This window comes from Kocuria sp. JC486, assembly GCF_011602805.1.
In the GTDB taxonomy this organism is placed as follows: domain Bacteria; phylum Actinomycetota; class Actinomycetes; order Actinomycetales; family Micrococcaceae; genus Kocuria; species Kocuria soli.
Genome location: NZ_JAAOZS010000008.1, coordinates 1 through 24,743 on the forward strand (window position 1 = coordinate 1; position 24,743 = coordinate 24,743).

At 66.4% G+C, this 24,743-nt stretch carries 22 protein-coding genes, 1 tRNA gene and 4 pseudogenes; 17 read left to right on the forward strand and 10 right to left on the reverse strand.

Annotated elements, in window-relative coordinates; all coding sequences use genetic code 11:
* Positions 1-72: 72 nt before the first annotated feature.
* A complete protein-coding gene (locus GWK18_RS05775; RefSeq protein ID WP_123825590.1) occupies positions 73-765 on the reverse strand; it encodes a hypothetical protein in 693 nt (230 codons plus the stop codon).
* Between the two features lie 615 nt (positions 766-1,380).
* Here GWK18_RS05775 and GWK18_RS05780 point away from each other — a divergent pair.
* A complete protein-coding gene (locus tag GWK18_RS05780; RefSeq protein ID WP_166833806.1) occupies positions 1,381-2,967 on the forward strand; it encodes an arylsulfotransferase family protein in 1,587 nt (528 codons plus the stop codon).
* Positions 2,968-2,983: 16 nt separating this feature from the next.
* Here GWK18_RS05780 and GWK18_RS05785 read toward each other — a convergent pair whose 3' ends face one another.
* The 5 genes and pseudogenes from GWK18_RS05785 to GWK18_RS05810 form a co-directional block, all read right to left on the reverse strand.
* Positions 2,984-4,468: an aldehyde dehydrogenase family protein gene (locus GWK18_RS05785; protein WP_166833808.1), complete on the reverse strand. Its 1,485-nt coding sequence runs from the start codon at positions 4,466-4,468 to the stop codon at positions 2,984-2,986.
* 91 nt (positions 4,469-4,559) lie between these two features.
* The gene (locus GWK18_RS05790; RefSeq protein ID WP_348535849.1) at positions 4,560-5,933 is read right to left on the reverse strand and encodes an NAD(P)/FAD-dependent oxidoreductase; all 1,374 of its coding nucleotides are present in this window, start codon (positions 5,931-5,933) and stop codon (positions 4,560-4,562) included.
* A gap of 145 nt (positions 5,934-6,078) precedes the next feature.
* Positions 6,079-6,399: pseudogene (locus GWK18_RS05795) on the reverse strand (NlpC/P60 family protein); the annotation flags it as partial.
* 513 nt (positions 6,400-6,912) lie between these two features.
* Positions 6,913-7,353 (reverse strand): annotated as a pseudogene (locus GWK18_RS12885) (S-layer homology domain-containing protein); the annotation flags it as partial.
* Between the two features lie 27 nt (positions 7,354-7,380).
* Positions 7,381-7,710: pseudogene (locus GWK18_RS05810) on the reverse strand (transglycosylase family protein); the annotation flags it as partial.
* 429 nt (positions 7,711-8,139) lie between these two features.
* On the opposite strand from GWK18_RS05810, the gene GWK18_RS05815 reads away from it, so the two are divergent.
* The 4 genes from GWK18_RS05815 to GWK18_RS05830 all read left to right on the forward strand — a co-directional run bounded on the left by GWK18_RS05815 (position 8,140) and on the right by GWK18_RS05830 (position 11,629).
* Positions 8,140-8,988: a phage holin family protein gene (locus GWK18_RS05815; RefSeq protein ID WP_166833810.1), complete on the forward strand. Its 849-nt coding sequence runs from the start codon at positions 8,140-8,142 to the stop codon at positions 8,986-8,988.
* Positions 8,989-9,215: 227 nt separating this feature from the next.
* Positions 9,216-10,169, forward strand: coding sequence for a DMT family transporter (locus GWK18_RS05820; RefSeq protein ID WP_166833812.1), 954 nt, complete (start codon positions 9,216-9,218; stop codon positions 10,167-10,169).
* A gap of 83 nt (positions 10,170-10,252) precedes the next feature.
* Complete coding sequence (locus GWK18_RS05825; protein WP_166833934.1) at positions 10,253-11,512, forward strand: glycosyltransferase; 1,260 nt, start codon at positions 10,253-10,255, stop codon at positions 11,510-11,512.
* 43 nt (positions 11,513-11,555) lie between these two features.
* Positions 11,556-11,629: transfer RNA gene (locus GWK18_RS05830), tRNA-Ile, on the forward strand.
* On the opposite strand, the gene GWK18_RS13415 is transcribed toward GWK18_RS05830, so the two are convergent.
* Positions 11,589-11,984, reverse strand: a complete 396-nt coding sequence (locus tag GWK18_RS13415; protein WP_348535855.1) for an MFS transporter — start codon at positions 11,982-11,984, stop codon at positions 11,589-11,591. The genes GWK18_RS05830 and GWK18_RS13415 overlap by 41 nt on opposite strands.
* Here GWK18_RS13415 and GWK18_RS13420 point away from each other — a divergent pair.
* The gene (locus GWK18_RS13420; RefSeq protein ID WP_233568818.1) at positions 11,923-12,078 is read left to right on the forward strand and encodes a hypothetical protein; all 156 of its coding nucleotides are present in this window, start codon (positions 11,923-11,925) and stop codon (positions 12,076-12,078) included. The genes GWK18_RS13415 and GWK18_RS13420 overlap by 62 nt on opposite strands.
* 44 nt (positions 12,079-12,122) lie before the next feature.
* Here GWK18_RS13420 and GWK18_RS13425 read toward each other — a convergent pair.
* Positions 12,123-12,893 (reverse strand): annotated as a pseudogene (locus GWK18_RS13425) (MFS transporter); the annotation flags it as partial.
* A 183-nt stretch (positions 12,894-13,076) separates the two neighbouring features.
* On the opposite strand from GWK18_RS13425, the gene GWK18_RS05840 reads away from it, so the two are divergent.
* A complete protein-coding gene (locus GWK18_RS05840) occupies positions 13,077-13,334 on the forward strand; it encodes a metal-sensitive transcriptional regulator (protein WP_123825600.1) in 258 nt (85 codons plus the stop codon).
* Between the two features lie 50 nt (positions 13,335-13,384).
* Here the strand turns inward: GWK18_RS05840 and GWK18_RS05845 are convergent, their stop codons facing one another.
* Positions 13,385-13,951: a M23 family metallopeptidase gene (locus GWK18_RS05845; protein ID WP_166833814.1), complete on the reverse strand. Its 567-nt coding sequence runs from the start codon at positions 13,949-13,951 to the stop codon at positions 13,385-13,387.
* Positions 13,952-14,432: 481 nt separating this feature from the next.
* On the opposite strand from GWK18_RS05845, the gene rpsB reads away from it, so the two are divergent.
* The 10 genes from rpsB to dxr all read left to right on the forward strand — a co-directional run bounded on the left by rpsB (position 14,433) and on the right by dxr (position 23,680).
* On the forward strand, positions 14,433-15,326 hold the full coding sequence (gene rpsB / locus GWK18_RS05850; RefSeq protein WP_166833816.1) for a 30S ribosomal protein S2: 894 nt from the start codon (positions 14,433-14,435) through the stop codon (positions 15,324-15,326).
* A 171-nt stretch (positions 15,327-15,497) separates the two neighbouring features.
* Positions 15,498-16,328 (forward strand): translation elongation factor Ts, encoded by an 831-nt coding sequence (gene tsf / locus GWK18_RS05855; RefSeq protein WP_166833818.1) that lies wholly within the window; start codon positions 15,498-15,500, stop codon positions 16,326-16,328.
* A 244-nt stretch (positions 16,329-16,572) separates the two neighbouring features.
* A complete protein-coding gene (gene pyrH, locus GWK18_RS05860; RefSeq protein WP_123825607.1) occupies positions 16,573-17,346 on the forward strand; it encodes a UMP kinase in 774 nt (257 codons plus the stop codon).
* 116 nt (positions 17,347-17,462) lie between these two features.
* Positions 17,463-18,020: a ribosome recycling factor gene (frr, locus tag GWK18_RS05865; RefSeq protein ID WP_166833820.1), complete on the forward strand. Its 558-nt coding sequence runs from the start codon at positions 17,463-17,465 to the stop codon at positions 18,018-18,020.
* Positions 18,020-18,889, forward strand: a complete 870-nt coding sequence (locus GWK18_RS05870; RefSeq protein WP_166833822.1) for a phosphatidate cytidylyltransferase — start codon at positions 18,020-18,022, stop codon at positions 18,887-18,889. The genes frr and GWK18_RS05870 overlap by 1 nt, the downstream gene beginning before the upstream one ends.
* 32 nt (positions 18,890-18,921) lie before the next feature.
* A complete protein-coding gene (locus tag GWK18_RS05875) occupies positions 18,922-19,518 on the forward strand; it encodes a DivIVA domain-containing protein (protein WP_166833824.1) in 597 nt (198 codons plus the stop codon).
* A gap of 195 nt (positions 19,519-19,713) precedes the next feature.
* A complete protein-coding gene (locus GWK18_RS05880) occupies positions 19,714-20,091 on the forward strand; it encodes a DUF485 domain-containing protein (RefSeq protein WP_166833826.1) in 378 nt (125 codons plus the stop codon).
* Between the two features lie 3 nt (positions 20,092-20,094).
* Positions 20,095-21,723, forward strand: a complete 1,629-nt coding sequence (locus GWK18_RS05885) for a cation acetate symporter (RefSeq protein WP_123825617.1) — start codon at positions 20,095-20,097, stop codon at positions 21,721-21,723.
* Positions 21,724-21,959: 236 nt separating this feature from the next.
* Positions 21,960-22,244 carry a GlsB/YeaQ/YmgE family stress response membrane protein gene (locus GWK18_RS05890; RefSeq protein ID WP_123825619.1) on the forward strand — a complete coding sequence of 95 codons (285 nt, stop codon included), beginning with the start codon at positions 21,960-21,962 and terminating at the stop codon, positions 22,242-22,244.
* 185 nt (positions 22,245-22,429) lie between these two features.
* A complete protein-coding gene (gene dxr, locus GWK18_RS05895) occupies positions 22,430-23,680 on the forward strand; it encodes a 1-deoxy-D-xylulose-5-phosphate reductoisomerase (RefSeq protein ID WP_166833939.1) in 1,251 nt (416 codons plus the stop codon).
* Positions 23,681-23,775: 95 nt separating this feature from the next.
* Here dxr and pflA read toward each other — a convergent pair whose 3' ends face one another.
* The gene (gene pflA / locus GWK18_RS05900) at positions 23,776-24,738 is read right to left on the reverse strand and encodes a pyruvate formate-lyase-activating protein (protein WP_166833828.1); all 963 of its coding nucleotides are present in this window, start codon (positions 24,736-24,738) and stop codon (positions 23,776-23,778) included.
* Positions 24,739-24,743 lie beyond the last annotated feature (5 nt).

Genomic DNA, 24,743 nt, shown 5'->3' on the forward strand with positions numbered 1-24,743 from the left:
CCACAGACCCCACACCGGCATCGGCGGCCAAACACCCTCACAACGCGTTCACAACGTCACGGGGAAGTACAGCTAGGCCGTCTCAGGAGGCTTCGTGCCGAGCTTCCATTCGAGGCCCGTTGACTCGAGACGCTGCACTCGCTTCCTCTCAGCTTGACGGAGGTCCCTGATCCGGCGGTTGAAGTCGACCTTTGCCTCGATGCGGAATTCCTTGATGTGTTCGTGAGCAGCCAGGTCATAGCAGGCGCTTGAGATTGCGGGGGCAAGGACCAGCGATAGGTAACGTCGGACCTCGTAGTGCTCAGATTCCCTGGACGACACGTAGAGCGTCATGATGGCCGAGCCAAGTGCCTTCATAAGTTCAGAGTTCTCATCGTCTCTGGTCCAGAGCCGGGTGATCCTGGGGCCGTAGTCCTCGCGGACCACCGAATCGACGTGCAGCATGTAGTCGAAAGTCGACTGTTCTGCTGGTACGGCGGCGACTTCCCTCATGAAGTCACCGAGTTCTGTCGTCAGCCGGATACGCTCCTGCGATAGCGCATGTTTACGATCTATGCGTCGTGAGAGTTGAAGTACCAGGACAGCGGAAGCGCCACCGATAGCGGCAGCGACAACGGAGCCGTACAGGGCGACCCACACGTCAGGTGCGATTGTCTCGTCGTGGAGTATCCCGGCCTGGGGGAGCCGGTCGCTGGCGAGATTCCCGGCCCAGTTAAGTAGTGAGAGACCCAGGGCAAGCAGCCCGCCGACCGAGAGAACGGCCACCGGTGCAGCCAGCACAGTCAGGCCCCATTGCCAGGGTCTCAGTGGACCCCATCGGCGGGGAGGTGTCTCCGCAGGGCGCCACCCGGAGGTTTGAGGATCGTCAGGCCGATCGGTTGCCGTCATGCCTTGGAAGTCTAGGGAGCCCAGGGTGCCACGGTGCTAAGCCTGGCCGTATTCCAACTGGATCTCTGCCACATGGCGACGTGGCAGATTGGCTCCATGCCAGTGAACGAGAGCGCCCCGCAGTCTGGCTGGACATCACAGCTAGACGGCTGAACGTGGCTCCACAGCACTCGATGTGGATCGGTCGTCCCTCTCCTGATCCTCCGCTCTGACCGGCCGTGATCGCGCACAGCGGCGGTCACAATCGGCAGAACACACCACGACACGAGGTACCACGAAGTGCCACGGGACAGAGTGTGATCCGCACCAGGACGCACGAGCAGTTCTGAGATAGCACAGTCCCAGTCCTCTGTTAATCGAAGTGTCACTGGTTCGAGCCCAGTCGGGGGAGCCACCCGGAAGCCCCGCGATGACCTGGTCGTCGCGGGGCTTCTCCGTGTGCCGGTGTCACACGTTTTGCATTTGCGCAGCGAATCTGGTGAATTCATTCGCATGCTGCACATCGACACACCCCACAGGCGACTGTTTCGGCTGACCATGGGGGCGGTGGTGTCGGCGTCGGTGGTCCTGACCGCGACGGCCTGCGGCGGCTCGCCGTCGGAGTCGGGTGCTGACCAGAGCTCGACGGCGACGGCTGCCGAAGGGGCGTCCCCGAGCGAGACCGCCCAGCAGGAAACACCCGAGAGCTTCGTGAGCCGGCCTGACCTGACCCCGCCGGAGGTCACGGTCGACAAGGGCGAGGCCTGGTCCGACGAACATGCCACCACCGACGACCTCACGTTCGTGACCCCCGGCTTCGACGGAAACAAACCCACGACCGGGGCCATGATCCTGGACGCCACCGGTGAACCGGTGTGGATGCTCGCCTCCGACAAGGAGGACCCGAACGGCAACTACTTCGACCTGCGTGTGCAGCAGTACCAGGGTGAGCCCGTTCTGACGTACTACCTGGGCTCCAGCGGCCCCGGGTACGGTGCCGGAAGTTTCCACGTCCTGGACCAGAACTACCAGGAGATCACCCAGGTCACCACGGGCGGATCTCTGGGGGCGGGCAAGGCCGACTTCCACGACTCCACGATCACTGACCGGGGCACCATGCTGCTCATGGCCTACGTGCCCACTCGCGTCGATCTCAGCAAGGTCGGCGGGCCGAAGGACGGCTGGGCCATGGACGGAGTCATCCAGGAGGTCGACATCGCCACGGGTGAAGTCCTCTTCGAGTGGAGCGCCATGGACCACGTCCCGCTCACGGACACCGAGAAGGACTTCGCCAAGGCCAAGTCCGAGAAGGAGAAGACCGGAACGGAAGAGCTGCCGTTCGATTACTTCCACATCAACTCGGTCAGGGAGGACGACGACGGTTCCCTCCTGGTCTCCGCCCGCAACACCCACGCCGTGTACCGGCTCGACCGCGAGACGGGCGAGGTGGACTGGACCTTGGGCGGCTCGTCGAGCGATTTCGAGATGGGAGACGGCGCCGAGTTCCAATGGCAGCACGACGCCCAGCGGGCGGAGGACGGGACGCTCACGCTGTTCGACAACCACAACGACACCGGCGACGGCGATTCCTCCCGAGGTCTGCGGTTGGAGCTGGACGAGGAAGCCATGACCGCGGAGGTCGTCACCGAATACGCGCCCCCGGAGGACCGGCCCGCGGGTGCCATGGGCAACATGCAGCACCTGGACAACGGCAACCTGCTGGTGGGGTGGGGGACCCGGCCGTTCTTCTCGGAATACACCGACGACGGCGAACTGGTCGCCGACGCCACGCACGGCGGCAACGGCAGTTATCGCGCCTACGAGCAACAGTGGGACGGCACGCCCGCCACGGACCCCGACGTCAAGCTCCAGGACGAGGACGGTCAGCGTACGGCCCACGTGTCCTGGAACGGGGCCACCGAGGTCGAGCAGTGGCGCTTGGTGACGGGCAGCAGCGAACAGGACGCCACGGCCCAGGAGCCCGTGGACCGCAAGGGCTTCGAGACGGAACTGCCCGTCACAGACGATGCCCAGTACGTCGCCGTCGAAGCCCTGGACAAGGACGGCAACGTACTGGGCACCGGAGTGGCGCAGGACTGAAACCAGGGGGCTGCGATCAGAGGCGCTTGACGCCGATCGTGTGATCGGTGGTGAACTCCTCGATGATCCACTCGCCGTTGAAGCGGCCCAGACCGGAGTTGCGCTCGCCGCCGAAAGCCACGTGCGCCTCGTCCTGGACGGTCATCTCGTTGACGAACGTCATACCCGCTTTGACCCGGTGCGCGAAGCGCACGCCGCGATCCAGGTCCTGGGTGAACACGGCGGAGGAGAGTCCGAAGGCGTGGTCATTGGCCAGCTCGAGGGCATGGTCCTCGTCCTCGGCGCGCAGGATCGAGACCATGGGGCCGAAGATTTCTTCGCGGACGATCTCCATGTCCGGGGTCACGTCGGTGAACACGTGCGGGGGAACCACACGGCCCTCGATGTCGCCACCCACGGCGATGGTGGCACCGGCGGCCTTGGCACCGTCGATCTTTCCGCGCAGTGAATCGAGCTGTTCGTCGTTGACCACGGGTCCCACCAGTGTGTCCTCCTTGGTCGGATCGCCCACGGGCAGGGACCGGGCGGCTGCGGTGAACTTCTCCACGAACTCGTCGTAGCGCGGGGCCTGCACGATGATCCGGTTGACGGACATGCAGATCTGTCCCGAGTGCAGGAACGTGCCGGACACGGCCTGTTCGACCGCGGTGTCCAGATCGGCGTCGTCGAGCACCACGAACGGCGCATTGCCACCGAGCTCCAACGAGACCTTCTTGAGGTGCGCACCACTGGTGGCCACCGTCCCCACGTTCTGACCCACGGGGGTGGAGCCGGTGAAGGAGATCAGGCGCGGCACCGGATGCGAGACGAAGTCGTCACCGATCTCCGACCCGGCACCGACGACGACGGACAGGACCCCCGCGGGCAGCCCGGCTTCTTCGAAGATGCGCGCAACCATGAGCCCACCCGTGACCGGGGTGGAGGAGGCGGGCTTGATCACGACCGCGTTGCCGAGGGCAAGTGCCGGTGCGACGGAACGCTGGGAGAGGTGCAGCGGGAAGTTCCACGGGCTGATCACGCCCACCACGCCCACGGGCTTCTTGTAGACCCGCATCTCCCGGTTCGGGGTATTGGACGGGTGGATGGTGCCGTGCATTCGGGTGGGGAAGGACGTGGCTTCTCGGGTGATCCCGATGGCCAGGGAGACCTCCACGTTGGCCTTGATCCTGGTCGAGCCGGACTCTTTGACGATCCAGTCGACGATCTCCTGTCGGCGGTCCTCTAGGATGTCGGCGGCCTTGCGCAGCACGGCGGCCCGGTCGTTCGGGGCGGCCGCGGCCCATTCCTCTTGAGCCTTTTCGGCAGCCCGGTACGCCTCGTCCAGGTCCTCGACAGAGGCTTGCCGGATCGTCGTCACGGGGGAGTCGTCGAAGGGGTTGGTGTCCTCGAGGACCTTCTCGGAGCGACCCTCCCGCCACTGACCTGCGATGAACTGCGTGTCCACCGGCTGTCCGGCGAAGGTGGACTGCGTGGCGCGGGGTGTTTCCTGGGTGGTCGTCATCGTCTACTCCTGGAACGTTCGGGGGTCGCGGGCGTCGTCGCCCGGACCCCCATCATGTCCCTTTGCGCCCGGGCTTAGGAACCCGACGGGTTCAGCCCGCGTGACCCGGTCCGAACTTCCGTCGATCGGCGGAGTCCCCGAACGTGCGGGCCGCGGCCAGCGAATCGACGTCGCCCGTGGCGGGGTTCGGGTGCCTGTGCTTGCCGAAGCCCGCGTAGAGCGACATGAGGTTGATCGCGACTGCGCGCTGGTTGCGCCCCCCCATGAGCTTCATGATGTGCACGCCGAGCCAGGCCAGCCAGCCACTCGTGCCGGTCAAGGCCTGTCCGCCTGGCATGACCATGATGGCGGCGCGGCGCCCGATGGTCGCCGCCGAGCCGAGGTTCTTGTAGTGGAAGGGCCGACGTTGCTCGCCGGCGAGCTCCGCGCGAATCATGGCGGCCGCGTGGCGTCCGGTCTGGATGGCGGGCTGGGCCAGCTGTTCCAGCTCCTCGGCCTGACCGGCGATGTCCCCGGCGGCGTACACACCGGGCAGGCCCTCGACCTGCAGGGTGTCGTCCACCGCAATCCGCCCGGATTCGCGGAGAGGCAGCCCCCACTCCGGAACGGCGCTGTCCGTGGTGACACCGGCCGCCCAGATGGTGATGTCCGACTCGCGGATCGACCCGTCGTCGAGCTCCACGTGGTCGTAGCCCACACGGGTCACCCCGTGTCCCAGCTCCAGGGTCACGCCGCGGTCCTGGAGCTCCTTGGCGGCGTAGGTGCGCAGTTCGGCGGGGAAGGCCTTCAGGATCTCCTTGCCGCGCTGGATGATGCGTACCTGCAGCACGGCCTGGTCCATCTCCGGGTAGAGCAGGCCCAGTCCGTCCCTACGGAAATCGGCCAGGGCACCGGCGATCTCCACGCCGCTGGCCCCGCCTCCCACCACGGAGATGTGCAGCGGATCGAAGTCCCCGGCGCGGCTGGTGCGTTCGAGTTCGGCGAAGATACGGTCCCGGATGGCCGTGGCATCGTGCCGCGTGTACATCGGCATCGAATGCTCCTCGGCGCCCTCCGTGCCGAAGTAATTGGTGGTCAGCCCGTTGGCCAGGATCAGGTGATCGTAGGAGATCTCCGTGGGGGAGTCACCGCCGTCGTCCACCCGCACGATCTTGCGCTGCGGATCCAGTCCCAGGACCAGGCCCTGACGGAAACGCATGTTGGGTGCCTTGGCGGTCAGCCCACGCAGGAACATCGTGACGTCACCCGGGTTCAGACCCGCGGTGGCCACCTGGTAGAGCAACGGTTGGAAGGTCTTGAAGACGTTGCGGTCGATCAGGGTCACCCGCACGGGCGCATCAGCGAGTTCCAGGACGGCATTGGCCCCGGCGAATCCGCCGCCGATCACCACGACGTGCGGTTGATCCTGCTGTGCTGGCATCGCCTGAGTGGTGTGGTTGCGGCGGTGGAACAGTGAATCGAACACGGGACTCCTCGAACCGTTGGACTGTGAATCTGGGTCAGTCATACCAGAGCCCCGACGCGCACGGTGACGCGCCGGGGCTTCCGGGGATGAAGATGTGTCTCAGCGGACCGGATCACCGGCCGCAGGGACCCTCAGAGGTAGGCGCTCAGAGGTAGGTGTAGAACCCGTCCACCTGCATGGCGTCCACGGAGTGGATGATCGTGCCCTGCTGGGGGTTCAGCGCCGAGATCATCTGGCCGTCGCCCAGGTAGATGCCCACGTGCGACCCGTTGTTCTGGGACACCAGGTCACCCGGCTGAGGGTTGCTCGTCGGCGTGGCCGCAGCGAACTGGTCCCAGGTGACGCGAGGGATCTGGATGCCGTGCTGGGCGTAGACCCACTGGGTGAAGCCGGAGCAGTCCCAGCTCATGAAGTCGGTGCCGCCCCAGACGTAGCTGCCACCCAGACCCTGCAGCGCGGTCGACACGATGGCGTCGCCGGAGGCGGTGCCTCCGCCGTCGACCACGGTTTGCACGTCCACGGAGGTCCCGGTGCCGCCGGCCGCAGCAGCCTGCTGCTGGGCCTGCTCGGAGGTCTGGATCGCCGGCTCGGCGGCGGGCTCGGCTGCGGTTTCGGTCGTGGTCTCGGCCGCCGGGACGGCGGCGGGCTCGACGGCCGCCTCGGTCGCGGCTTCGGCCTCGGTGGGGGCCTCGACCGTGGTGGTCTCCGTGTTCTCGGTGCTGAAGTTGGCCACCACGCCGCCGTTGGAGGCAGCGTGCAGGGCGGAGGTCATGTCACCGCGGGTGATTCCGCCGGACAGCCCCAGGGCACCGCCGTTGGAGGACAGCACTCCGCTCTGGACCAGGTAGTCCAGCTCCGTGTATCCGGGCATCGACGCCGGTGCGTCGGTGTAGGGGGAGGTCGCAGGAGCTTCGTGGGCGGGGGAACCGGCGCTGCGGTGCAGGACGATGCCCACTGCCGAGGCGTCCACAGCGGCGTCGGGTCGGAAGGTGCCGTCGTCCCAGCCCTTGAAGAGGCCTGCCTCGGTGGCCCAGGAGATCGCCTTGATGTAGACGCTGTCCGCGGGGACATCCGAGTAGCGCGTGGTGGCTACGGAGGTGTCCGTGGCGGGCTCGCCGGCCATGCGGTAGAGCATCAGTGCGAAGTCGCGGCGCTTGAGGTTCGCGTCCGGGCGGAAGGTGCCGTCGGTGAACGCGTGAACCACGCCTTCGTCCTCGGCCCATTCGATGTCGGCCTGGGCATAGTGCCCCTCGATGTCCGAAATCTCCTTGGGGCCGGTGGCCCGCGGGGCCGGGTCGGCCGGGGTGGTCTGGGTGGCGGTCTCGGCCTGGCCCTGATCGGCGGCAGAACCCGACCAGGGCGCGTCCGTGGAGTCGTTGGACTGGGTCTCGACGGCGGTCTGGAGAGCGGTTGCGCCCATCGGGTTGGCGACGGGTTCGGCGGCGCTGTTCAGGCCGAGGGCGGAGGAGCAGGCGGGCCAGGCGCCCCATCCCTGCTCGGCCAGAACGTTTTCGGCCACGGCGATCTGCTGTTCGCGGGTGGCGTCCTGCGGCATACCGGTGCCGCCAAAGGCCTGCCACGTGGACTGGGTGAATTGGAGGCCGCCGAAGAATCCGTTGCCGGTGTTGATGGACCAGTCGCCGCTGGACTCGCACTGAGCCAGTGCGTCCCAGTCGGACTCGGGTGCGGCCTGCGCGGGAGTGGCGCCAACAGCGGCGAGGGCGCCGCCGCCGACCGCCACGGTCATTGCAGCGCTGAGAAAACGGGGGTTCTTCATCCGTGTTTGCTTCCTGATGGGAGACAGGTGTCAATGGACCATCTGGAGTCCGCGCACAACTCAGGCCCGGGCCGGGGAGAGAGGGCCACAGGCAGCACAAAGTGAACGGAACAGGATCCGTGGGGAAGCGTGGGAACCGGAATGGGGGAGGGACAATCACGGTTCCATAACGGTGCAACGGTAAAGGATTTGTCACGGAAGAATCAAGGCCGGGTCTGACTTGGGCGGAAATCGCCCAGAGGTTCTCAGCGCCTGAGAAGTGTGGCAAGACCCCGCAGTGGCGTCTGCGGTCCTTCTTGTAGGACCTGTTGTGTTGCGCCGGAACACACGGTGCGACGCGGCGTTTTGATCAGCCCGGTGATACTTTGGTGCCAGAATCGAAGGCGACCATCAGGTTGCTGCTTATCGAATACGCTCACGGAGGTAGGAATGTCCACGCCCGTTGATTCGCACGCGGATCGCGCAACGACCGGTGGGTCCACTCGGGCCGACCGCTCGTCGAGCGTGGCCGCGAACCGTACGTCCCAGGCAGGCGCGGCCTCCCTGCCCGACGTCGTCAAGGTCTTCTCCAAGCTGGTTCCGCGTCAGCTTCAGGACGAAGTCGCCCTGGCCAAGCTCGAACTCAAGGACAAGGGCGTCAAGGCCGGCAAGGGCGTGGCCCTGATCGTCGTCGGCCTGGTGTTCCTGCTGTTGGCCACCATCGCACTCGTGGTGGCGGCCGTGGCGGGGCTGGCCCAGGTCATGCCGTTCTGGTTGGCGGCCCTGATCGTTGCGGCGTTCTTCCTGCTGATCCTGATCATCCTGGCGGCCGTCGGCGCCATGCTCATCAAGCGGGCCATGCCGTTGAACCCGATCCGCGCCGTGCGCGGTCTCAAGTACGACCTCGGCGTCGTCAAGGAAGGCTCCGCCTACACGGAGGCTCGTGTCCGCCGCGAAGAAGCTGAGGCCAAGGAACGCAAGGCCCAGGAGAAGAGCGAGAAGAAGGCGCAGTCCGCCCACCAGCCTCCGGCTCCCACGGAAGCTCAGTTGCGTCAGCGCCTCAGTGTTCGCCGCGACAAGCTCAAGGAGCTGCGCGACGACGCCGAGAACCGCAAGAACACGGTGCAGAACTCGGCACTCGGGTTCGTGGACCGGACCCGCAACACCGTGTCCAACGCGAACCTCAAGGCTTCTGCCGCATCCCAGGCCGGCGAACGCATGGGCCCGATCGCCGTCGCCGCGGCGGCCGGAACGGCCTTCCTGGTCTTCCTGGTCAAGCTGATCCGCCGTTCGCGCTGACCCAGCGCAACACCCCAGAACCCCCGGGACCCGCTGCAGCGGCCCGGGGGTTCTGCTTGCCTCCGAAAATTTTCAGGCTTGTCCCCTAGCATGGCGACTGGTGGGCCGATCCGTCTCCCTTGGCGGAGAGGTATGTCCGCAGGTGCCGCCATGACCGGTTGCGCGACGTGTGCCGTTGTGTGAGGCACCGGACTCTTCACGTCATACAGACCCTGGGAGTAGACCGCATGCTCTGGATTGCCGTCGGCCTGGCCGTGCTGTCTGCGGTTGGCCTGGCCTGCGGTACGCACCTCCAGTCCTTGGCCGTGGTCAGCAAGAGCGAAGGTCGTCTCTCCCTGCGAGAGTTCAGCAGGGTCCTGCGCTCGCCGCGATGGATGGCGGGCCTGGCGCTGCTGGGAGCCGGAACCGTGTGCAACGTTCTGGCCTTGAGCCTGGCTCCCGTGACCGTGGTGCAGCCAATCGGAGTGCTCGGCCTGGTGATCACCACGATCCTGCATTCCCGGCACGTGAGGATCCCCATCAACACCCACACCTGGCTGGCCATCGCGCTGTGCATCGGGGGTGGAACCCTCTTCGTCCTGGCCGCGGTCCGATACACGAATCCGGCGCTGACCATCACGGAGCGGGCAACCGATGTCGTCACCTACCTGCTCGCGGCGGTGGTCGCCGTCGTGAGCATCGGCCTGCTGGTCCTCAAGGACCATCAGCTCAGCCTCTTCTACCTGTTCGCGGCCGGCACCCTGTACGGATTCGTCGCGGTTGAAGTGAAAGTCGTGACCGTCCAGTTGCATGCGGGTGCGGGATCGTGGTGGCAGAACGTGGATCTGATCAACGTTCTCGGCCTGCTCGTGGCCGCCGTCCTCGGCGGATGGCTGGTCCAGAGTGCCTACGCGTCGGGCCCACCCGAACTGGTCATGGCCGGACTGACCGTCGTGGATCCCATGGTGGGGGTGCTCGTCGGGCTCACAGTCCTCGGTGAAGCCGCCACCGACTTCGGCTGGGTCGCGGGAATCACCCTGGCGGCCTGCGGTGCCGTGTCCATCACCGGAGTCCGGTTATTGTCGAGGTACCACCCGGAAGTCCTGGCGGCGCTCGCGGCTGCTAGGGCCCCCCGCACCGGAGAACTCGGCATCGTGCCCGGGTCGCGCAGACCCGTACCCCAGCAGCCCTCGGAGGATTGAAACCTGTGTCACGTCATGACCATCAGCATGGCCACGGTGTCGAAACAGATTCGGATCCCAGAGGTGAGATCCACGACGACTACATGCTCCCCCCGGTCGATGTGGACGACCGACCCGTTCCCGACGGTGGCGCGCTGACGGTCCTGGTGGTCGCCGAGACCTACCCTCCGGACGTCAACGGGTCCTCACAGTTCTCCCGCCGCCTTGCGCAGGCGATGGCCGGGCGCGGGCATCGGGTGCACGTGGCCGCGCCGCGGCCGGGTCGCGGCCACTCGATCCGCCGCATGGACGGCCACGTGACGGAACACCGGTTCCGCTCGCACACGGCCTTCACCTACACGACCTTCAACTTCTGCTTCCCCTGGGAGATTCGCGGTGAGGTCAATCGTCTGCTGGACGAGGTGCAGCCGGACGTCGTTCACGTCGAATGCCACTACATCCTGGGCCGCTTCATGGCCACGGAGGCCCGGAAGCGCGGCATCCGCCTGATCGGGACCAACCACTTCATCCCGGAGAACATCGAGCAGTACCTGCCGCTGCCCTCGCTCATCCGGCGGATGTACCGTCGCATCTCCTGGCGGGACATGGCAGGCGTTTTCCGGAACTGCGACGTCGTCACCGCACCCACGCCCCTGGCCGTGGAGTCCATGAAACGCCACGGGTTCGACTTCCCCGTGTACGCCCTCTCCAACGGGATCCAGGCTGAGAACTACGAACTGCGGGAGGGAGAGGCTCCGCCGCATTCGGATCGTCCCACCATCCTGTTCGTCGGGCGACTCGATCCGGAGAAGCACGTGGACGTCCTGATCAAGGCGTTGTCCCGGATCAAGGACGACACGGACGCGGTGCTGGAGGTGGTCGGTCAGGGCGGTGAGTTCGAGAAACTGGCGGGCCTGGCAGAGCAGCTGGGCCTGGGGGATCGCGTGCGGTTCCGCGGGTTCGTCTCCGACGAGGACCTGCGTCTGGCCTATCTGGGTGCGGACATTTTTTCCCAGCCGGGTACGGCCGAACTGCAATCGCTCGTGACCCTTGAAGCCATGGCGGCGTCCTGTCCCGTGCTCCTGGCCAATGCCCGCGCATTGCCCCACCTCGTAGACCCGGGCGTCAACGGCTGGCTGTTCACCCCGGGCGACGACGCCGAGGTGGCGGACAAGCTGCTGGCCTTCCTGCATTTGCCGGAGGATCGCCGTCGTGACATGGGGCTCGCGAGTCACAAGCTCGTGGAGGAACACAGTTTCGACGCCACGGTGGAAGCCTTCGAGCGCATGTACCGAGGGGCCGATCCCGAGCGGTTGTTGGCCAACTGGCCGATGCTCGAACCGCTCGAGACTCCGTTAGGCTAGGGGCCGCTGTGACGTCGTCGGCCCAAGCCGTCGACGCTCGCCTGGGGCGGTAGCTCAGCTGGTCAGAGCAGAGGACTCATAATCCTTTGGTCGTGGGTTCAAGCCCCACCCGCCCTACCCAGATGCCGGCCGCCACCACGACGACGCCGACCACCGCACTGATTCCCGAGTAGTCGGCCCAGCCCATTGCCGGTCCGGCCAGGGCGCTGCCCAACGCGCCGGCCAGGGACATGGTGGCGTCCGAGAAGCCCTGCGCGGGGACTGCCTGATCCGGTTCGAGGGAGCTCACCAGAAGGGTGGCCCCGGCGATCGTCGCCTCCGACCAACCGAGCCCCAGGAGCACCAGGCCGACGGTCACCATGGTCATGTTCGCTGCGCCGAACCCCGTCAGCAGGACGGCGGCAAGCAGCGTGAGCAGCCCCAGGAGCACGACCTTTGCGGGTCCCAGACGATCGGCCGACCACCCCATGATCGGCGAGGCGGCGTACATGCCTGCGATGTGCAAGGAGATCGTGAATCCGATCAGCGCGATCGTGTCAGGGCTTCCGGCCGAGGCTCCCGCGTGATGCTGCATGTGCAGCGGGGTGATCGACATGACCGCGACCATGACGGCGTGCGCCGCGACCACGCTGACGACGGCCGCGAGCGCCTTGGGATGGTGCCTGACGATCGACCACCCGTGGAGCCAGGCCCCCGTAGCGCGCCGACGCGGTGCCGTCGTGGCGGCCTGAGGCGAATGTGCAAGCCGTGCGAGCAGCGGGTCCGGGCGCAGGAACGTCCACACGATGGTGGCGCCGATCAGCATGCCGACGGCCGAGATGAGGAAGGGTCCGGCCTGGGCCGGAATCCCCAGCGCCTCACCCAGCACGGCACCGGGCCCCACCATGTTGGGACCGGTCACCGCACCGATGGTGATCGCCCACACCACCAGCGACAGGTCGCGCCCACGTCGGTCAGGGCGTGCCATGTCCGTGACGGCGAACCGGGCCTGCAGATTGGCGGCGAAGGCCAGTCCGACCAGAAAGGCACCCGCCAGCAGTACGGGGAAGAGCCGCGTCATGACGGCCGCGACCATCAGTGTCGTGCCGAGGATGGCGGCGGCCAACCCGCCGGCCAGCGCCCATCGTCGTCCCCTGGCCACGGCCAGCCCGGCCAGCGGCATGGCGGTCACGGCCGTGCCCAGGGTCATGGCGGTGTTCACGGAGCCCGCCCAGGCCTCGGAACCCGAGAGGTCAACGGCCAGGATCGAACCGAGTGCCAGCGTGGAACCGGTCCCCAACGCCGAGAACACCTGACCGATGCACAGGGTGCGCACGATTCTTCCCTGTGGGAACGGGGTCTCTGGTGACCCCTGCGGTCCGGACATGGCCTGGGAAGTCATGGGTTCCCTTCGTCTGGGTTCAGGAAGATCACACCGGTTGAAGCGGGATGATGCACACCCTCACCATTAAACCCCGTGGGGTATAGGATCAGGGCCTGTTCTTCCACGTCGGGTTCCAACGGTAGCCGGGTTCTGTGTGACCCACACCGCACACGTCCCTGACACCCCGTCCAGGAGGTTGCCGTGCAACTCGACGCATCTGCCATGACACCGGTCGTGAATCGACTCAAGCGGGCCCAAGGTCAGCTGGCCGCCGTGACGCGCATGCTCGAAGAGGGGCAGGACTGCAAGGACGTGGTGACCCAACTCGCCGCCGTCTCGAAGGCCCTGGATCGGGCCGGATTCGTGATCATCGCGTCGGGTCTGCAGCAGTGCGTGAACGACCCGGACGAATCCCTGGATCAGAAGGAATTGGAGAAGCTCTTCCTGTCCCTGGCCTGATTCGTGGCCGTTGCGAAGCCGGCTGTCGCTGTACCCGATCGGGCCGAGCCTCAGTCGGGAACCGGAAGCAGCACGGAGGGCAGGAATGCCCCCACGAACTGCAGCGGGTTGACGTATTCGTCACCCAACCGCACGCCCCAGTGCACGCACGCGTGCAGGTCCAGCGCGCAGTGGTTGCCGTTGGACAGCGTTCCGATGATCTGCCCCTTTCGGACACGGTCACCCCGCTTCAAATTGCTGTCGACGGGCTCGAAACTCGAGCGCAGTCCGTTTCCGTGGTCGATTGTGATCGTGTTGCGGTCCACAACCTTGCCCACGTGGGACACTGTTCCCGCCTCCGGGGCGCGGACCTTTCCGTCGAGGTGCACGCTCAGATCCACACCGCGGTGACCGGACAACCACTTCTCGGCCGGTGGCTGGAAGTCGCGGGCCACCTTCGGGGCGCCACCAGTCGGCGACTCCCAGGTTCCTCGCTCCTGCGCGAGCAAGGCCTCATCGGCCGCGCTCAGCACCACTCGCGGCGGGGCGGGCAGCGACGTGGCGGGGGAGAGGTACCCGGATGCGACCAGCAGTACGGCGCCCACGGCAGCGATTGTCGCGCGGTGATGTGTTCTCATGCCGACAGCCTGGCTGAGGTGCCCTTGGCCGCAGTGGGGCACAAGGCAACTGGGGAGGGGAGGACCCGACCTGTCGGTGTCCCGCCGCCTGTGGAGGATCTTGGTCACGGCCGGCCACGGACGGGCACCGGATACGCGCCGAATGTAGTAACGTTGAGCATCGCAGTGTCTGAACTGCGCCGTTCGTGATGCCCTCAAGTGTGACGCCGGACCGTTCAGCGCTGACTTCGCGCACGTCGTCGTCGTCGGCATCGCATCCTCGCCGGTTATCCGGTGAACTGCGGTTCGGCGACCCGTTCGCCCCGGTCCCGCAACCATCCACCAGGCGGCTGTGGGTCGCGGACGGAAACCGCCCTGAGTCCTTGGGTCGGTGGCCGTGACGTGCCAGGGGTCCTTCCACCGGAAGCGACCGACAACCGCCAACCGTGCTCCGCACGCCCGGACCAGGGGTGCGCGAGCACATCTCATCAAGGAGAACGACATGTCCGTCGTCACCATGCGCCAGCTGCTCGACAGCGGCGTCCACTTCGGCCACCAGACCCGCCGCTGGAACCCGAAGATGAAGCGCTTCATCCTGACCGAGCGTAACGGCATCTACATCATCGACCTGCAGCACTCGCTGTCCTACATTGACCGCGCGTTCGAGGCCGTCAAGTCCACCGTGGCCCACGGTGGCACCATCCTGTTCGTCGGCACCAAGAAGCAGGCTCAGGAAGCCATCGCCGAGCAGGCCACCCGCGTGAACATGCCCTACGTCAACCACCGTTGGCTCGGTGGCATGCTGACCAACTTCCAGACCGTCTCCAAGCGCATCGACCGCATGAAGGAACTGGAAGAGATCGACTTCGACGACGTCGCCGGCTCGCAGTACACCAAGAAGGAACTGCTGCTGCTGCGCCGCGAGAAGGAGAAGCTGGAGCGCACCCTGGGCGGTATCCGCAACCTCAACCGCACCCCCTCCATGGTGTGGATCGTGGACACCAAGAAGGAGCACCTGGCCATCGACGAGGCTCAGAAGCTGGGCATCCCCGTCGTCGCCATCCTGGACACCAACTGCGATCCGGACGAGGTCACCTTCCCGATCCCGGGCAACGACGACGCCATCCGCTCGGTCAACCTGTTGACCCGCGTGGTGGCCGACGCCGTGGCCGAGGGCCTGCTGGCCCGTTCCGGCAAGGGCGGTTCCGAAGGTGCGGCCGAGGAGCCCATGGCCGAGTGGGAGCGCGAGCTGCTGGAGCAGCACAACGCCGAGCAGGCTGCCGCTGCCAAGGACGAGACCACTGCCGAGGCCGTCGAGGCCGAGGAAGCCACCGAGGCCTCCGAGCAGGCCGCTGACGCCGCAGAGGTCACCACCGAGGCCACCTCCGCCGAATGATCCAGGTCCGAAGGGTCCTCCCCCCGCCCCTGTCGGGCGCGGGGGAGGCCTTCGGGGCACGGGACGTGAGATCACGTCCCCTTCCGTTCAACTTTTCTTCGTCTCGGGCAGGCACCATGCCTCCCGAGACCTCCGCCTGATCGGCGGGACCCGAACGATCAAGGAGCTGACATGGCGAACTACACCGCCAAGGACATCAAGGAACTGCGCGAGCGCACCGGCGCCGGCATGCTCGACGTCAAGAAGGCGCTCGACGAGGCCGACGGCGATCAGCAGAAGGCCATGGAGATCATCCGCGTCAAGGGCCTCAAGGGCGTGACCAAGCGCGAGGGTCGCACCACCGCCGAGGGCATCGTCGTGGGCCGTGTCGAGGGTGGCAAGGGCTACCTGGTCGAGGTCAACTCCGAGACCGACTTCGTCGCCAAGTCCGACCCCTTCATCGCCTTCGGCGAGAAGGTCATGGATGCCGCTGTGGCCGGTGACGTCGCCGATCTTGACGCCCTGCTGGCCGCCGAGGTGGACGGCAAGAAGGTCTCCGACCTCGTGACCGAGACCGGCGCGCTGCTGGGCGAGAAGGTCGTCGTCCGCCGTATCGCACGCGTCGAGGGCAACAGCGTCGAGCTCTACCTCCACCGCACCTCCAAGGACCTCCCCGCTCAGGTGGGCGTTCTCCTGGCCGTCGACGGTGAGAACGTCACGGAGGCCGCTCACGACGTGGCCGTGCACATCGCCGCCATGTCCCCGTCCTTCCTCTCCCGCGAGGAGGTCGACGCGGAGACCGTTGCCAACGAGCAGCGTGTTGCCGAGGAGACCGCCAAGGCCGAGGGCAAGCCGGAGAAGATCATCCCCAAGATCGTCGAAGGCCGCATGAACGGCTTCTACAAGGAGTCCGTGCTGGTGGACCAGGACTTCGCCAAGGACTCCAAGGTGTCCGTCGGTGAGTTCCTCTCCGGTGCCGGTGCCACCGCAACCGGGTTCGCCCGGTTCCGCGTGGGCGCCTGACCCCCCCAGGACGCAGCCAGCGCCTCCGACAGCGCCCCGCCTGCCGTGTCTCGAACACGGGCGGCGGGGCGCTGTTGCGTGTTCGTGGGCGGAGCGTTCTGCGACCACGCACACACCGGTTCACGTGCTGGTCAGCCACGGGCTGCCGTTATGCTGAGTCCAACTCGCTCGGTGGCGGGCGCGACGTCGTACCCACCGTGAGCCCGGGCCGAAGCACATCCGGAACCAAGCGTTGGGAGCACTCATGCCGACCACCACCCACACGGAAGTCAAGGACGACAACCTGCGCGCCAGCCGCGGTCCCCGGCACGAGGGCGGACGACGTCGCATTCTCCTGAAGCTCTCGGGTGAGGTGTTCGGCGGCGGCAAGGTCGGTCTGGACACCGCGGTGGTCCGAGACATCGCCGAGCAGATCGCGGCAACCGTCGGGCAGGTCGAGACTTCGATCGTCGTGGGCGGTGGCAACTTCTTCCGCGGTGCCGAACTGTCCACGGCGGGCATGGACCGTTCGCGCGCCGACTACATGGGCATGCTCGGGACGGTCATGAACTGCCTGGCCTTGCAGGACTTCCTGGAACAGTGCGGCGTGGACACCCGTGTCCAGTCCGCGATCTCCATGGAGCAGGTCGCCGAGGCATACATCCCGCGGCGAGCCATCCGACACATGGAGAAGGACCGCGTGGTCATCTTCGGTGCCGGTGCCGGTCTGCCCTACTTCTCGACGGACACGGTGGCCGCCCAGCGCGCCCTGGAAGTGCACGCCGACGAGGTCCTGGTCGGCAAGAACGGTGTGGACGGCGTCTACACCGACGACCCCAAGACCAACCCCCAGGCCAAGAAGTTGGACGCCCTGACCTACGACGACGCCCTGACGCAGAACATCCGGGTCATGGACCAGACGGCCTTCTCCCTGTGCCGCGACAACAACGTGACCATGCGCGTCTTCGGCATGCAGGAGCCGGGCAACGTGACCCGGGCGCTGCTGGGCGAGAACCTGGGAACGCTCATCACCGTCTGATCTCGCGCCGACCAGCCGCGCGGCTAGACTAGTTGCCAGTGTCCGTCCGCCGTGACGCCGTCGTGGTGGCTCGGACGAGACGGACGTGCCAGCCTGCCCCCAGCAAGGAGATCACAGTGATTGCTGACATCCAGTCGGACGCGACCAGCCGCATGGCCAAGGCGGTGGAGAACGCATCGGAGGAATTCGCAGCCGTTCGCACCGGCCGCGCCAACCCGTCCCTGTTCTCCGGGCTGATGGTCGAGTACTACGGCGCTCCCACGCCCCTGCAGCAGCTGGCCTCCTTCCAGAACCCGGAGGCACGCACGCTCCTGATCACCCCGTACGACCGTGCCGCACTGGGGGAGATCGAAAAGGCGCTGCGCGACTCGGACATCGGTGCCAACCCCGCCAACGACGGCAACGTCATCCGCGTGGTCATGCCCGAACTGACGGAGGAACGCCGCAAGGAATACGTCAAGGTGGTCCACGGCAAGGCCGAGGACGCCCGCGTCTCCGTACGCAACGTCCGGCGCCACGCCAAGGACGCCATCGAGAAGCTCGTCAAGGACGGCGAGATCGGCGAGGACGAAGGCAAGCGGGCCGAGAAGGACCTGGACGCGGCCACCAAGAAGCACGTGGAGCAGGTCGACGCCATGCTCAAGAACAAGGAAGCCGAGCTGCTGCAGGTCTGATGCCCACGGTGCAGAGCCCGGGGCAGGCCGGGGTCGGAGGCGCACCTGCGCCCAAGCAGTCACGAGCGGGACGGGACCTTCCTGCGGCCATTGCGGTGGGCGTCGGCCTCCTGGTGGTCCTGGGTCTGGGTCTGTTCGTCATTCACCCGCTGTTGGCGCTGTTGGCCGCGGCGGCTGCAGCTCTCGGCGTTTACGAGGTGTGCCGGTCCCTGGCCCACGCAGGAATCCGTATTCCCGTCGTCCCGGCGGCGTTCGGGGCCGCGATCATGCCGGTGGCGGCGTACTACGGAGGCGCTCAGGCGCTGATCGTCGCCACCGTACTGGCGTCCTTCGGCGTGGTCGGAGTACGCGTTTTCGGTCCCCGGCAGGGAATGCTGCTCTCCGTGATGGGATCACTGTTCGCGCTGACCTGGGTGGCCTTGTGCGTGTCCCTGCTGGTGCTCCTGTTCGGAACGCACCAGGGTGCCGTCAAGGTCCTGATCGTGATCCTCATGGCGGTCGGTAACGACACCTTCGGGTACATCGCGGGGGTCCTTTTCGGCAAACACCCCATCGCGCCCAGGATCAGTCCCAAGAAGACCTGGGAAGGATTCGCGGGCTCCATGCTCGGGTCCATGGCCCTGGCCTCCGTTCTGGTGGCCTTCCTGCTCGGTGATCCGTGGTGGCACGGGCTGGTGCTCGCGTTCTGCCTGGTCTGGGTTGCCGCCCTCGGGGACTTCGCCGAATCCATGGTCAAACGCGAGATCGGGGTCAAGGACATGGGGACCATGCTCCCGGGGCACGGGGGAGTGATGGACCGCATCGATTCCATCGTGTTCGTGGCTCCGGTCGGCTACGTGGTCTTCGAATTGTTGGCCCTGGCACAGTGATGCCCCGACCGGACCCAAGGCAGGAGTGAGCATTGACCTCCCGTGACGACGCAGCGGCCGCCCCCAACCGGTTCGCCAGGACCGAAGGCCGCACCTGGGGGTACGACCCGAAGGCCGTGGATGCATTCTTCGATCGTGTCGAGGCCACCCTGCAGGGGCAGCCTTCGGGCGAAACCCCCGACGACGCCGTCCGTGCCCAGGACGTGCGGGATGTCGCCTTCGGGCGGGCCCACGGGGGATATGATCCCTCAGAGGTGGATCCGGCTCTGGACCGCGCCGAGGACGACCTGGTCGAACGCGAGGGCCAACAGTTCCTCCGGCAGCACGGTCGGGAAGCGTGGGAGGAACGGATCACCGAACTCACCGATCTCGTGTTCGGTCGCCTCGAACGTCCCGACGGCGAGCGCTTCCGCACGCCCGCCGGGGCCAGTACACGCGGCTACGCGCGTGCCGACGTCGACGCCCTGTGCCACGAAATCGTCGCGGACCTGAGCCGCCACGAGACCGTCGATCCGGATCGGATCCGGACGGCGGTGTTCGGGCCGGCGGTGGGTGCCGAGTCCTACGAAGAGCAACAGGTGGATGCCTTCCTGGACCGCACCGTGGAGCTCCTTCTGACCCTGCGCTGAGGGCGAGTCGGGCAGAAATTTTTCACCTGTCTAGAAATGGTGTTTAACCCTGTCAGGTTAGGGTTGAACACCATTTTTCGTGGTGTCGGCCAGTGATTGTGTGCGCAAAGGGGTTGGTGGGGGAGCGTCCTGAGGTTACTGTAAGCGAGTCCACACTGTGACACCTGTCACACAAGCTCGTACGAGAGGTATCCCGTGTCAGAGCAACCCTCACCGGCCGAACCGACGGCCGAGGACTTTCAGGTGGCCCAAAGGTCGCCGGAATTCCAATCCCTCCGGTCCACCCACCGCAAATTTGTGGTGCCCATGACCATCTTCTTCCTGGTCTGGTTCATGCTGTACGTCCTGCTGTCGATCTACGCCACGGACTTCATGTCCACCAAGGTGATCGGCGACGTCAACCTGGGCATCATCCTTGGGCTCCTGCAGTTCGTCACCACGTTCGGAATCACCGCCCTCTACGTGGTCTTCGCCAACAAGAGCCTGGACCCGCAGGCGCAGGATCTGCGTGAGGCCCTCGAATCGGGCGATTACGCCCGCACCCGCGGCACCGTCGTCGGCAAGGAGGCCTGACAGATGAACGTAATGCTTCCCGCTGCCGAAAAGGCGGCAACCACCACGGAGACCGTGGGCACGCCATGGCTCAACATGGCGATCTTCGCGGCATTCGTCGCCGTGACCATGGTCGTGGTGCTGCGTGCCTCCAAGAGCACCACCACGGCCGCTGACTACTACGCCGGCGGTCGTTCCTTCTCCGGTACCCAGAACGGGCTGGCGATCGCGGGCGACTACCTGTCCGCGGCTTCCTTCCTGGGCATCGTCGGGGCCATCGCCCTGCAGGGCTACGACGGATTCCTGTACTCCATCGGCTTCCTTGTGGCCTGGCTGGTCGCGCTGCTGCTCATCGCCGAGCCGCTGCGGAACACCGGCAAGTTCACGATGGCCGACGTGCTGTCCTTCCGGCTCCGGCAGCGCCCCGTGCGCATTGCCGCCGCCACCTCCACGCTGTGCGTGACCTTCTTCTACCTGCTGGCTCAGATGGCCGGCGCGGGCGCTCTGGTCTCCCTGCTCTTGGGTATCCATTCCCGGGTGGGGCAGTCCCTGGTCATCATCATCGTGGGTGCGTTGATGATCGCCTACGTGCTCATCGGTGGCATGAAGGGCACCACCTGGGTGCAGATCATCAAGGCCGTCCTGCTGGTCAGTGGTGTGGCCGTCATGACCCTGTGGTCCCTCGCCCTGTTCGGCTTCAACTTCTCCGACATGCTCGGCGAGGCCGTGTCCGTGGCCAAGGACCCGGCGATCCTGGAACCGGGGCTCAAGTACGGGTTGTCGGACGTGACCAAGATCGACTTCATCTCCCTGGGCCTCGCTTTGGTCTTCGGCGCAGCCGGCCTTCCCCACGTTCTGATGCGCTTCTACACCGTGCCCACCGCCAAGGAAGCACGCAAGTCCGTGGTCTGGGCCATCGTGCTCATCGGCCTGTTCTACCTGTTCACCCTGGTGCTCGGCTTCGGTGCCGCCGCGCTGATCGGTGGTGAGCGGATCATGGCCGCCCCGGGCGGTGTGAACTCAGCGGCGCCGCTGCTGGCCTACGAGCTGGGTGGGTCCGTCCTGCTGGGCATCATCTCCGCCGTGGCCTTCGCGACCATCCTGGCCGTGGTGGCCGGTCTGGCGATCACCGCCTCGGCCTCCTTCGCTCACGACATCTACTCGAACGTGATCAAGAAGGGGAAGTCCACGGGCAAGGAGGAGTTGAAGGTCGCCAAGATCACCGTGGTGGTCATCGGCATCGTCTCCATCCTGGGCGGCATCGGCGCCCAGGGGCAGAACGTGGCCTTCCTGGTGGCGCTGGCCTTCGCCGTCGCTGCCTCGGCCAACCTGCCGACCATCCTCTACTCGCTCTACTGGCGCGGATTCACCACGCGCGGAGCCGTGTGGTCGATGTACGGCGGCTTGATCATCTCCGTGGGACTCATTGCCTTCTCGCCGGTCATGTCCGGTGCGGAGACCTCCATGATTCCGGGCGCGGACTTCGCGGTGTTCCCGCTGAGCAACCCGGGCCTGATCTCGATTCCCGCGTCCTTCCTGCTGGGCTTCATCGGTTCCAAGACCGATCCCTACAAGGAGAGCGTGGAGAAGCAGGCCGAGATGGAAGTTCGCTCCATGACCGGTGTGGGTGCGGAGGCTCCCGTCCAGCACTGATCACCGAGCACCTCCGGACAGCGAAACCCGCTGGGTGTGCCCCTCCAACGGGGACACGCGGCGGGTTTCGTCGTGTCAGGGCGTTGTGGTGGGCATGAGCCAGATCTCATCCGGGCTACGGGAATTGCAGGCGGAGTTCTTGTAACGTTTGCGTCAAGCGTCAGCAATCAGCATACTGACGGAACTGTCCCCCACCACGGTCCCTCACGGGGCCGGGAACAGAAAGAGAGGCTCTCATGATTGGCTCAATTATCGCCTGGATCGTCCTGGGCTTGATCGCCGGTGCGCTGGCAAAGCTCATCATGCCCGGCAAGCAGGGCGGCGGCATCATCGCCACCATTCTGCTCGGCATCGTCGGCGCCTTCGTCGGCGGTTTGATCTCCATGGCCATCCCCGGCCTGAGCGGAGACGGATCGGTGATCTCCATCGGTTCGATCATCCTGGCAATCATCGGCGCACTGCTGGTGCTGTTCATCTGGGGCCTGATCGCAGGCCGCGGAAACCGCGCACCGCGCCGCTGATCGCACAGTGAATCGGTGCCCCAGGGCGCGCCCGTCGGAAGCTTCCGGCGGGCGCGCCCCTTTTTCATGCACCCTTCGTGCACCGCGGCGGTGGTCCCGAGCCCCTGGATTGAAGGCGGCCCGAGTAGACGCGGCATACTGAACCCATGCCTCCTGTCACCCCGTCCCGCGCTGCCTCTCCGTCGATGCCAGCTGCCCAGGGGCAGTGGGAGGCGTTGTTGTCCGACGGCGTACGCCGGGTCAGCATCCTGGGATCTACGGGATCGATCGGGACGCAGGCGCTCGACGTCGTCCGCAAGGCTCGCAAGGACGCGGGACAAGAGGTATTCCGGGTCGTGGCCTTGGCCGCCGGCGCCTCGAACCTCGCGCTTCTGGCACGTCAGGCCGTGGAGACCCGAGCGGAGCTGGTCGCCACCAGCGGGGACGCCGATGCGGCGGCCCAGCTGGCGGACGCGATCTCCAACCTGGCGGGGACACTTGATGCCGGGCACTACCGCCCGCGCATCATTCACGGCCCGGAGGCTGCGACCCGAGCGGCCGCCGTCGAGGATGCCGACCTGGTCCTCAACGGCATCACGGGGTCCATCGGGTTGGCTCCGACGCTGGCGGCCCTGGAATCGAACAAGCTCCTGGCCCTGGCCAACAAGGAATCCTTGATTGCCGGTGGCGCGCTGATTCATCAAGCGGTCGCGGCGTCGACGCATGAAGACCCTCTGATTCCCGTGGACTCGGAGCATTCGGCTCTGGCACAGGCCCTGCGCTCCGGCAGCGCCACCGAGGTGGACCGGCTGATCCTCACGGCTTCCGGGGGCCCCTTCCGGGGCCGGACGCGGGAACAGCTGCGGGGAGTGAAACCTGCCGATGCCCTGGCCCATCCCACGTGGGACATGGGACTCATGGTCACCACCAACTCGGCGACCATGGTCAACAAGGCCCTGGAGGTGCTTGAAGCGCACCTGCTGTTCGGCGTGGAACTGGACCGGATCGACGTCGTCGTGCATCCCCAGTCCGTGGTGCATTCCATGGTGCAGTTCACGGACGGCTCCACCATGGCCCAGGCCTCCCCGCCGGACATGCGGTTGCCGATCGCGCTGGGACTGGGGTGGCCCCATCGAGTGCCGGGGGCGGCCACCCCGTGTGACTGGTCCCGGGCAACGCAATGGACCTTCGAGCCGCTGGACGAAGACGCGTTTCCCGCCGTGCGGCTCATCAAGGAGGCCGCCGCACGCGGAGCCACGGCGCCCGCGGTCTACAACGCGGCCAATGAACAGGCCGTGCTCGCCTTCCACGCGGGCCGCATCGGTTTCCTGGACATCGTGGACACGGTGGCCCGAGTGGTGGAGGAACACCAGGTGGCCGACGACCTCACGGTCAAGGCGGTCCTGGAGGCTGAACGATGGGCTCGGACTCGCGCGGACCAACTCCTGATCGACTGACCCTGAAGCACCTACTCCTCATGTCGAGTGTGCAGTTTGATCGCCCCTGAGGGAGTCAGGGGCGATTAAACTGCACACTCGACGCGGGGGACGGCTCAGTACACGGTCAGCCCGCGGGCGCGGAACACTTCGCGCGCGGCCTCCGTCTGCTCCGACGACGGCGGCTGGACTCCCTTGAGCGAGTAGTCCAGGCCCAGTGAGGCCCACTTGTCCTCACCCATGTTGTGGAAGGGCAGAACCTCCACGCGTTCCACCGAGCCCCAGTTCTGCACGATGTCGGCCACGCCTCGAATGTTCTCCGGGGCATCCGTGAGTCCCGGGACCAGGACGAACCGGACCCAGATCGGCTTGTTCAAGGCGGCCAAACGATCACCGAACGCGATCGTCGGGGCCAAGGACCGGCCGGTCGTCTCGTGGTACGTGGCCTCGTTGCCCGACTTGACGTCCAACAGCACCAAGTCGACGTCGGCGAGCAGTTCGTCGTCGGCAACCCGTCCCAGGAATCCGGAGGTGTCCAGCGCCGTGTGGACGCCCATCTCCTTCGTCCCGCGCAGGATCCGGCGCACGAACTTGTGCTGGAACAGCGGCTCACCACCTGAAATGGTCAGCCCACCGCCGGAGGCGGAAAAGACCTTCCGGTAGCGCCTGATCCGTTTGAGCACCTCCTCGGCGGACTGCAGGGTTCCGTTCTTGAGCTGCATGGTGTCCGGGTTGTGGCAGTACTGACACTGCAACGGGCAGCCGGAGAGGAACAGCGTCATCCGGGTTCCTGGCCCGTCCACCGCCGTGACCAGTTCCCACGAATGGATCGAGCCCATGAGGCCGGCGTGCAGGGCCTGGACCTTTTCGTGGTGTAGGGGGCGCCCGTCCGCGTCCAGAGGCAGGAGTTCTCGGTGCAGGTCGCCCAGGGTCTCGGGCAACCCCGACGCTGTGCCGCGGCGTCGGGGGAGCGGGAGATCCTGGGCCGCCCGCGGGGTCACGGCGTCGGTGGGGCGCAGTGCTGTGACCGAGCCCTCCGACGGCGTGAACCGGGGGTTGGTGGTACGGGTTCCGCGCATCTACG

Excerpts from the sequence above, each read along its gene's own strand:
- rpsB (WP_166833816.1), top strand. The coding sequence starts at position 14,433 with ATGTCCGTCGTCACCATGCGCCAGCTGCTCGACAGCGGCGTCCACTTC.
- GWK18_RS05885 (WP_123825617.1), top strand. The coding sequence starts at position 20,095 with ATGAACGTAATGCTTCCCGCTGCCGAAAAGGCGGCAACCACCACGGAG.
- GWK18_RS05815 (WP_166833810.1), top strand. The coding sequence starts at position 8,140 with ATGTCCACGCCCGTTGATTCGCACGCGGATCGCGCAACGACCGGTGGG.
- GWK18_RS05870 (WP_166833822.1), top strand. The coding sequence starts at position 18,020 with ATGCCCACGGTGCAGAGCCCGGGGCAGGCCGGGGTCGGAGGCGCACCT.
- GWK18_RS05845 (WP_166833814.1), bottom strand. The coding sequence starts at position 13,951 with ATGAGAACACATCACCGCGCGACAATCGCTGCCGTGGGCGCCGTACTG.
- pyrH (WP_123825607.1), top strand. The coding sequence starts at position 16,573 with ATGCCGACCACCACCCACACGGAAGTCAAGGACGACAACCTGCGCGCC.
- dxr (WP_166833939.1), top strand. The coding sequence starts at position 22,430 with ATGCCAGCTGCCCAGGGGCAGTGGGAGGCGTTGTTGTCCGACGGCGTA.
- GWK18_RS05780 (WP_166833806.1), top strand. The coding sequence starts at position 1,381 with ATGCTGCACATCGACACACCCCACAGGCGACTGTTTCGGCTGACCATG.
- GWK18_RS05820 (WP_166833812.1), top strand. The coding sequence starts at position 9,216 with ATGCTCTGGATTGCCGTCGGCCTGGCCGTGCTGTCTGCGGTTGGCCTG.
- pflA (WP_166833828.1), bottom strand. The coding sequence starts at position 24,738 with ATGCGCGGAACCCGTACCACCAACCCCCGGTTCACGCCGTCGGAGGGC.
- GWK18_RS05890 (WP_123825619.1), top strand. The coding sequence starts at position 21,960 with ATGATTGGCTCAATTATCGCCTGGATCGTCCTGGGCTTGATCGCCGGT.
- GWK18_RS05825 (WP_166833934.1), top strand. The coding sequence starts at position 10,253 with ATGCTCCCCCCGGTCGATGTGGACGACCGACCCGTTCCCGACGGTGGC.
- GWK18_RS05785 (WP_166833808.1), bottom strand. The coding sequence starts at position 4,468 with ATGACGACCACCCAGGAAACACCCCGCGCCACGCAGTCCACCTTCGCC.
- tsf (WP_166833818.1), top strand. The coding sequence starts at position 15,498 with ATGGCGAACTACACCGCCAAGGACATCAAGGAACTGCGCGAGCGCACC.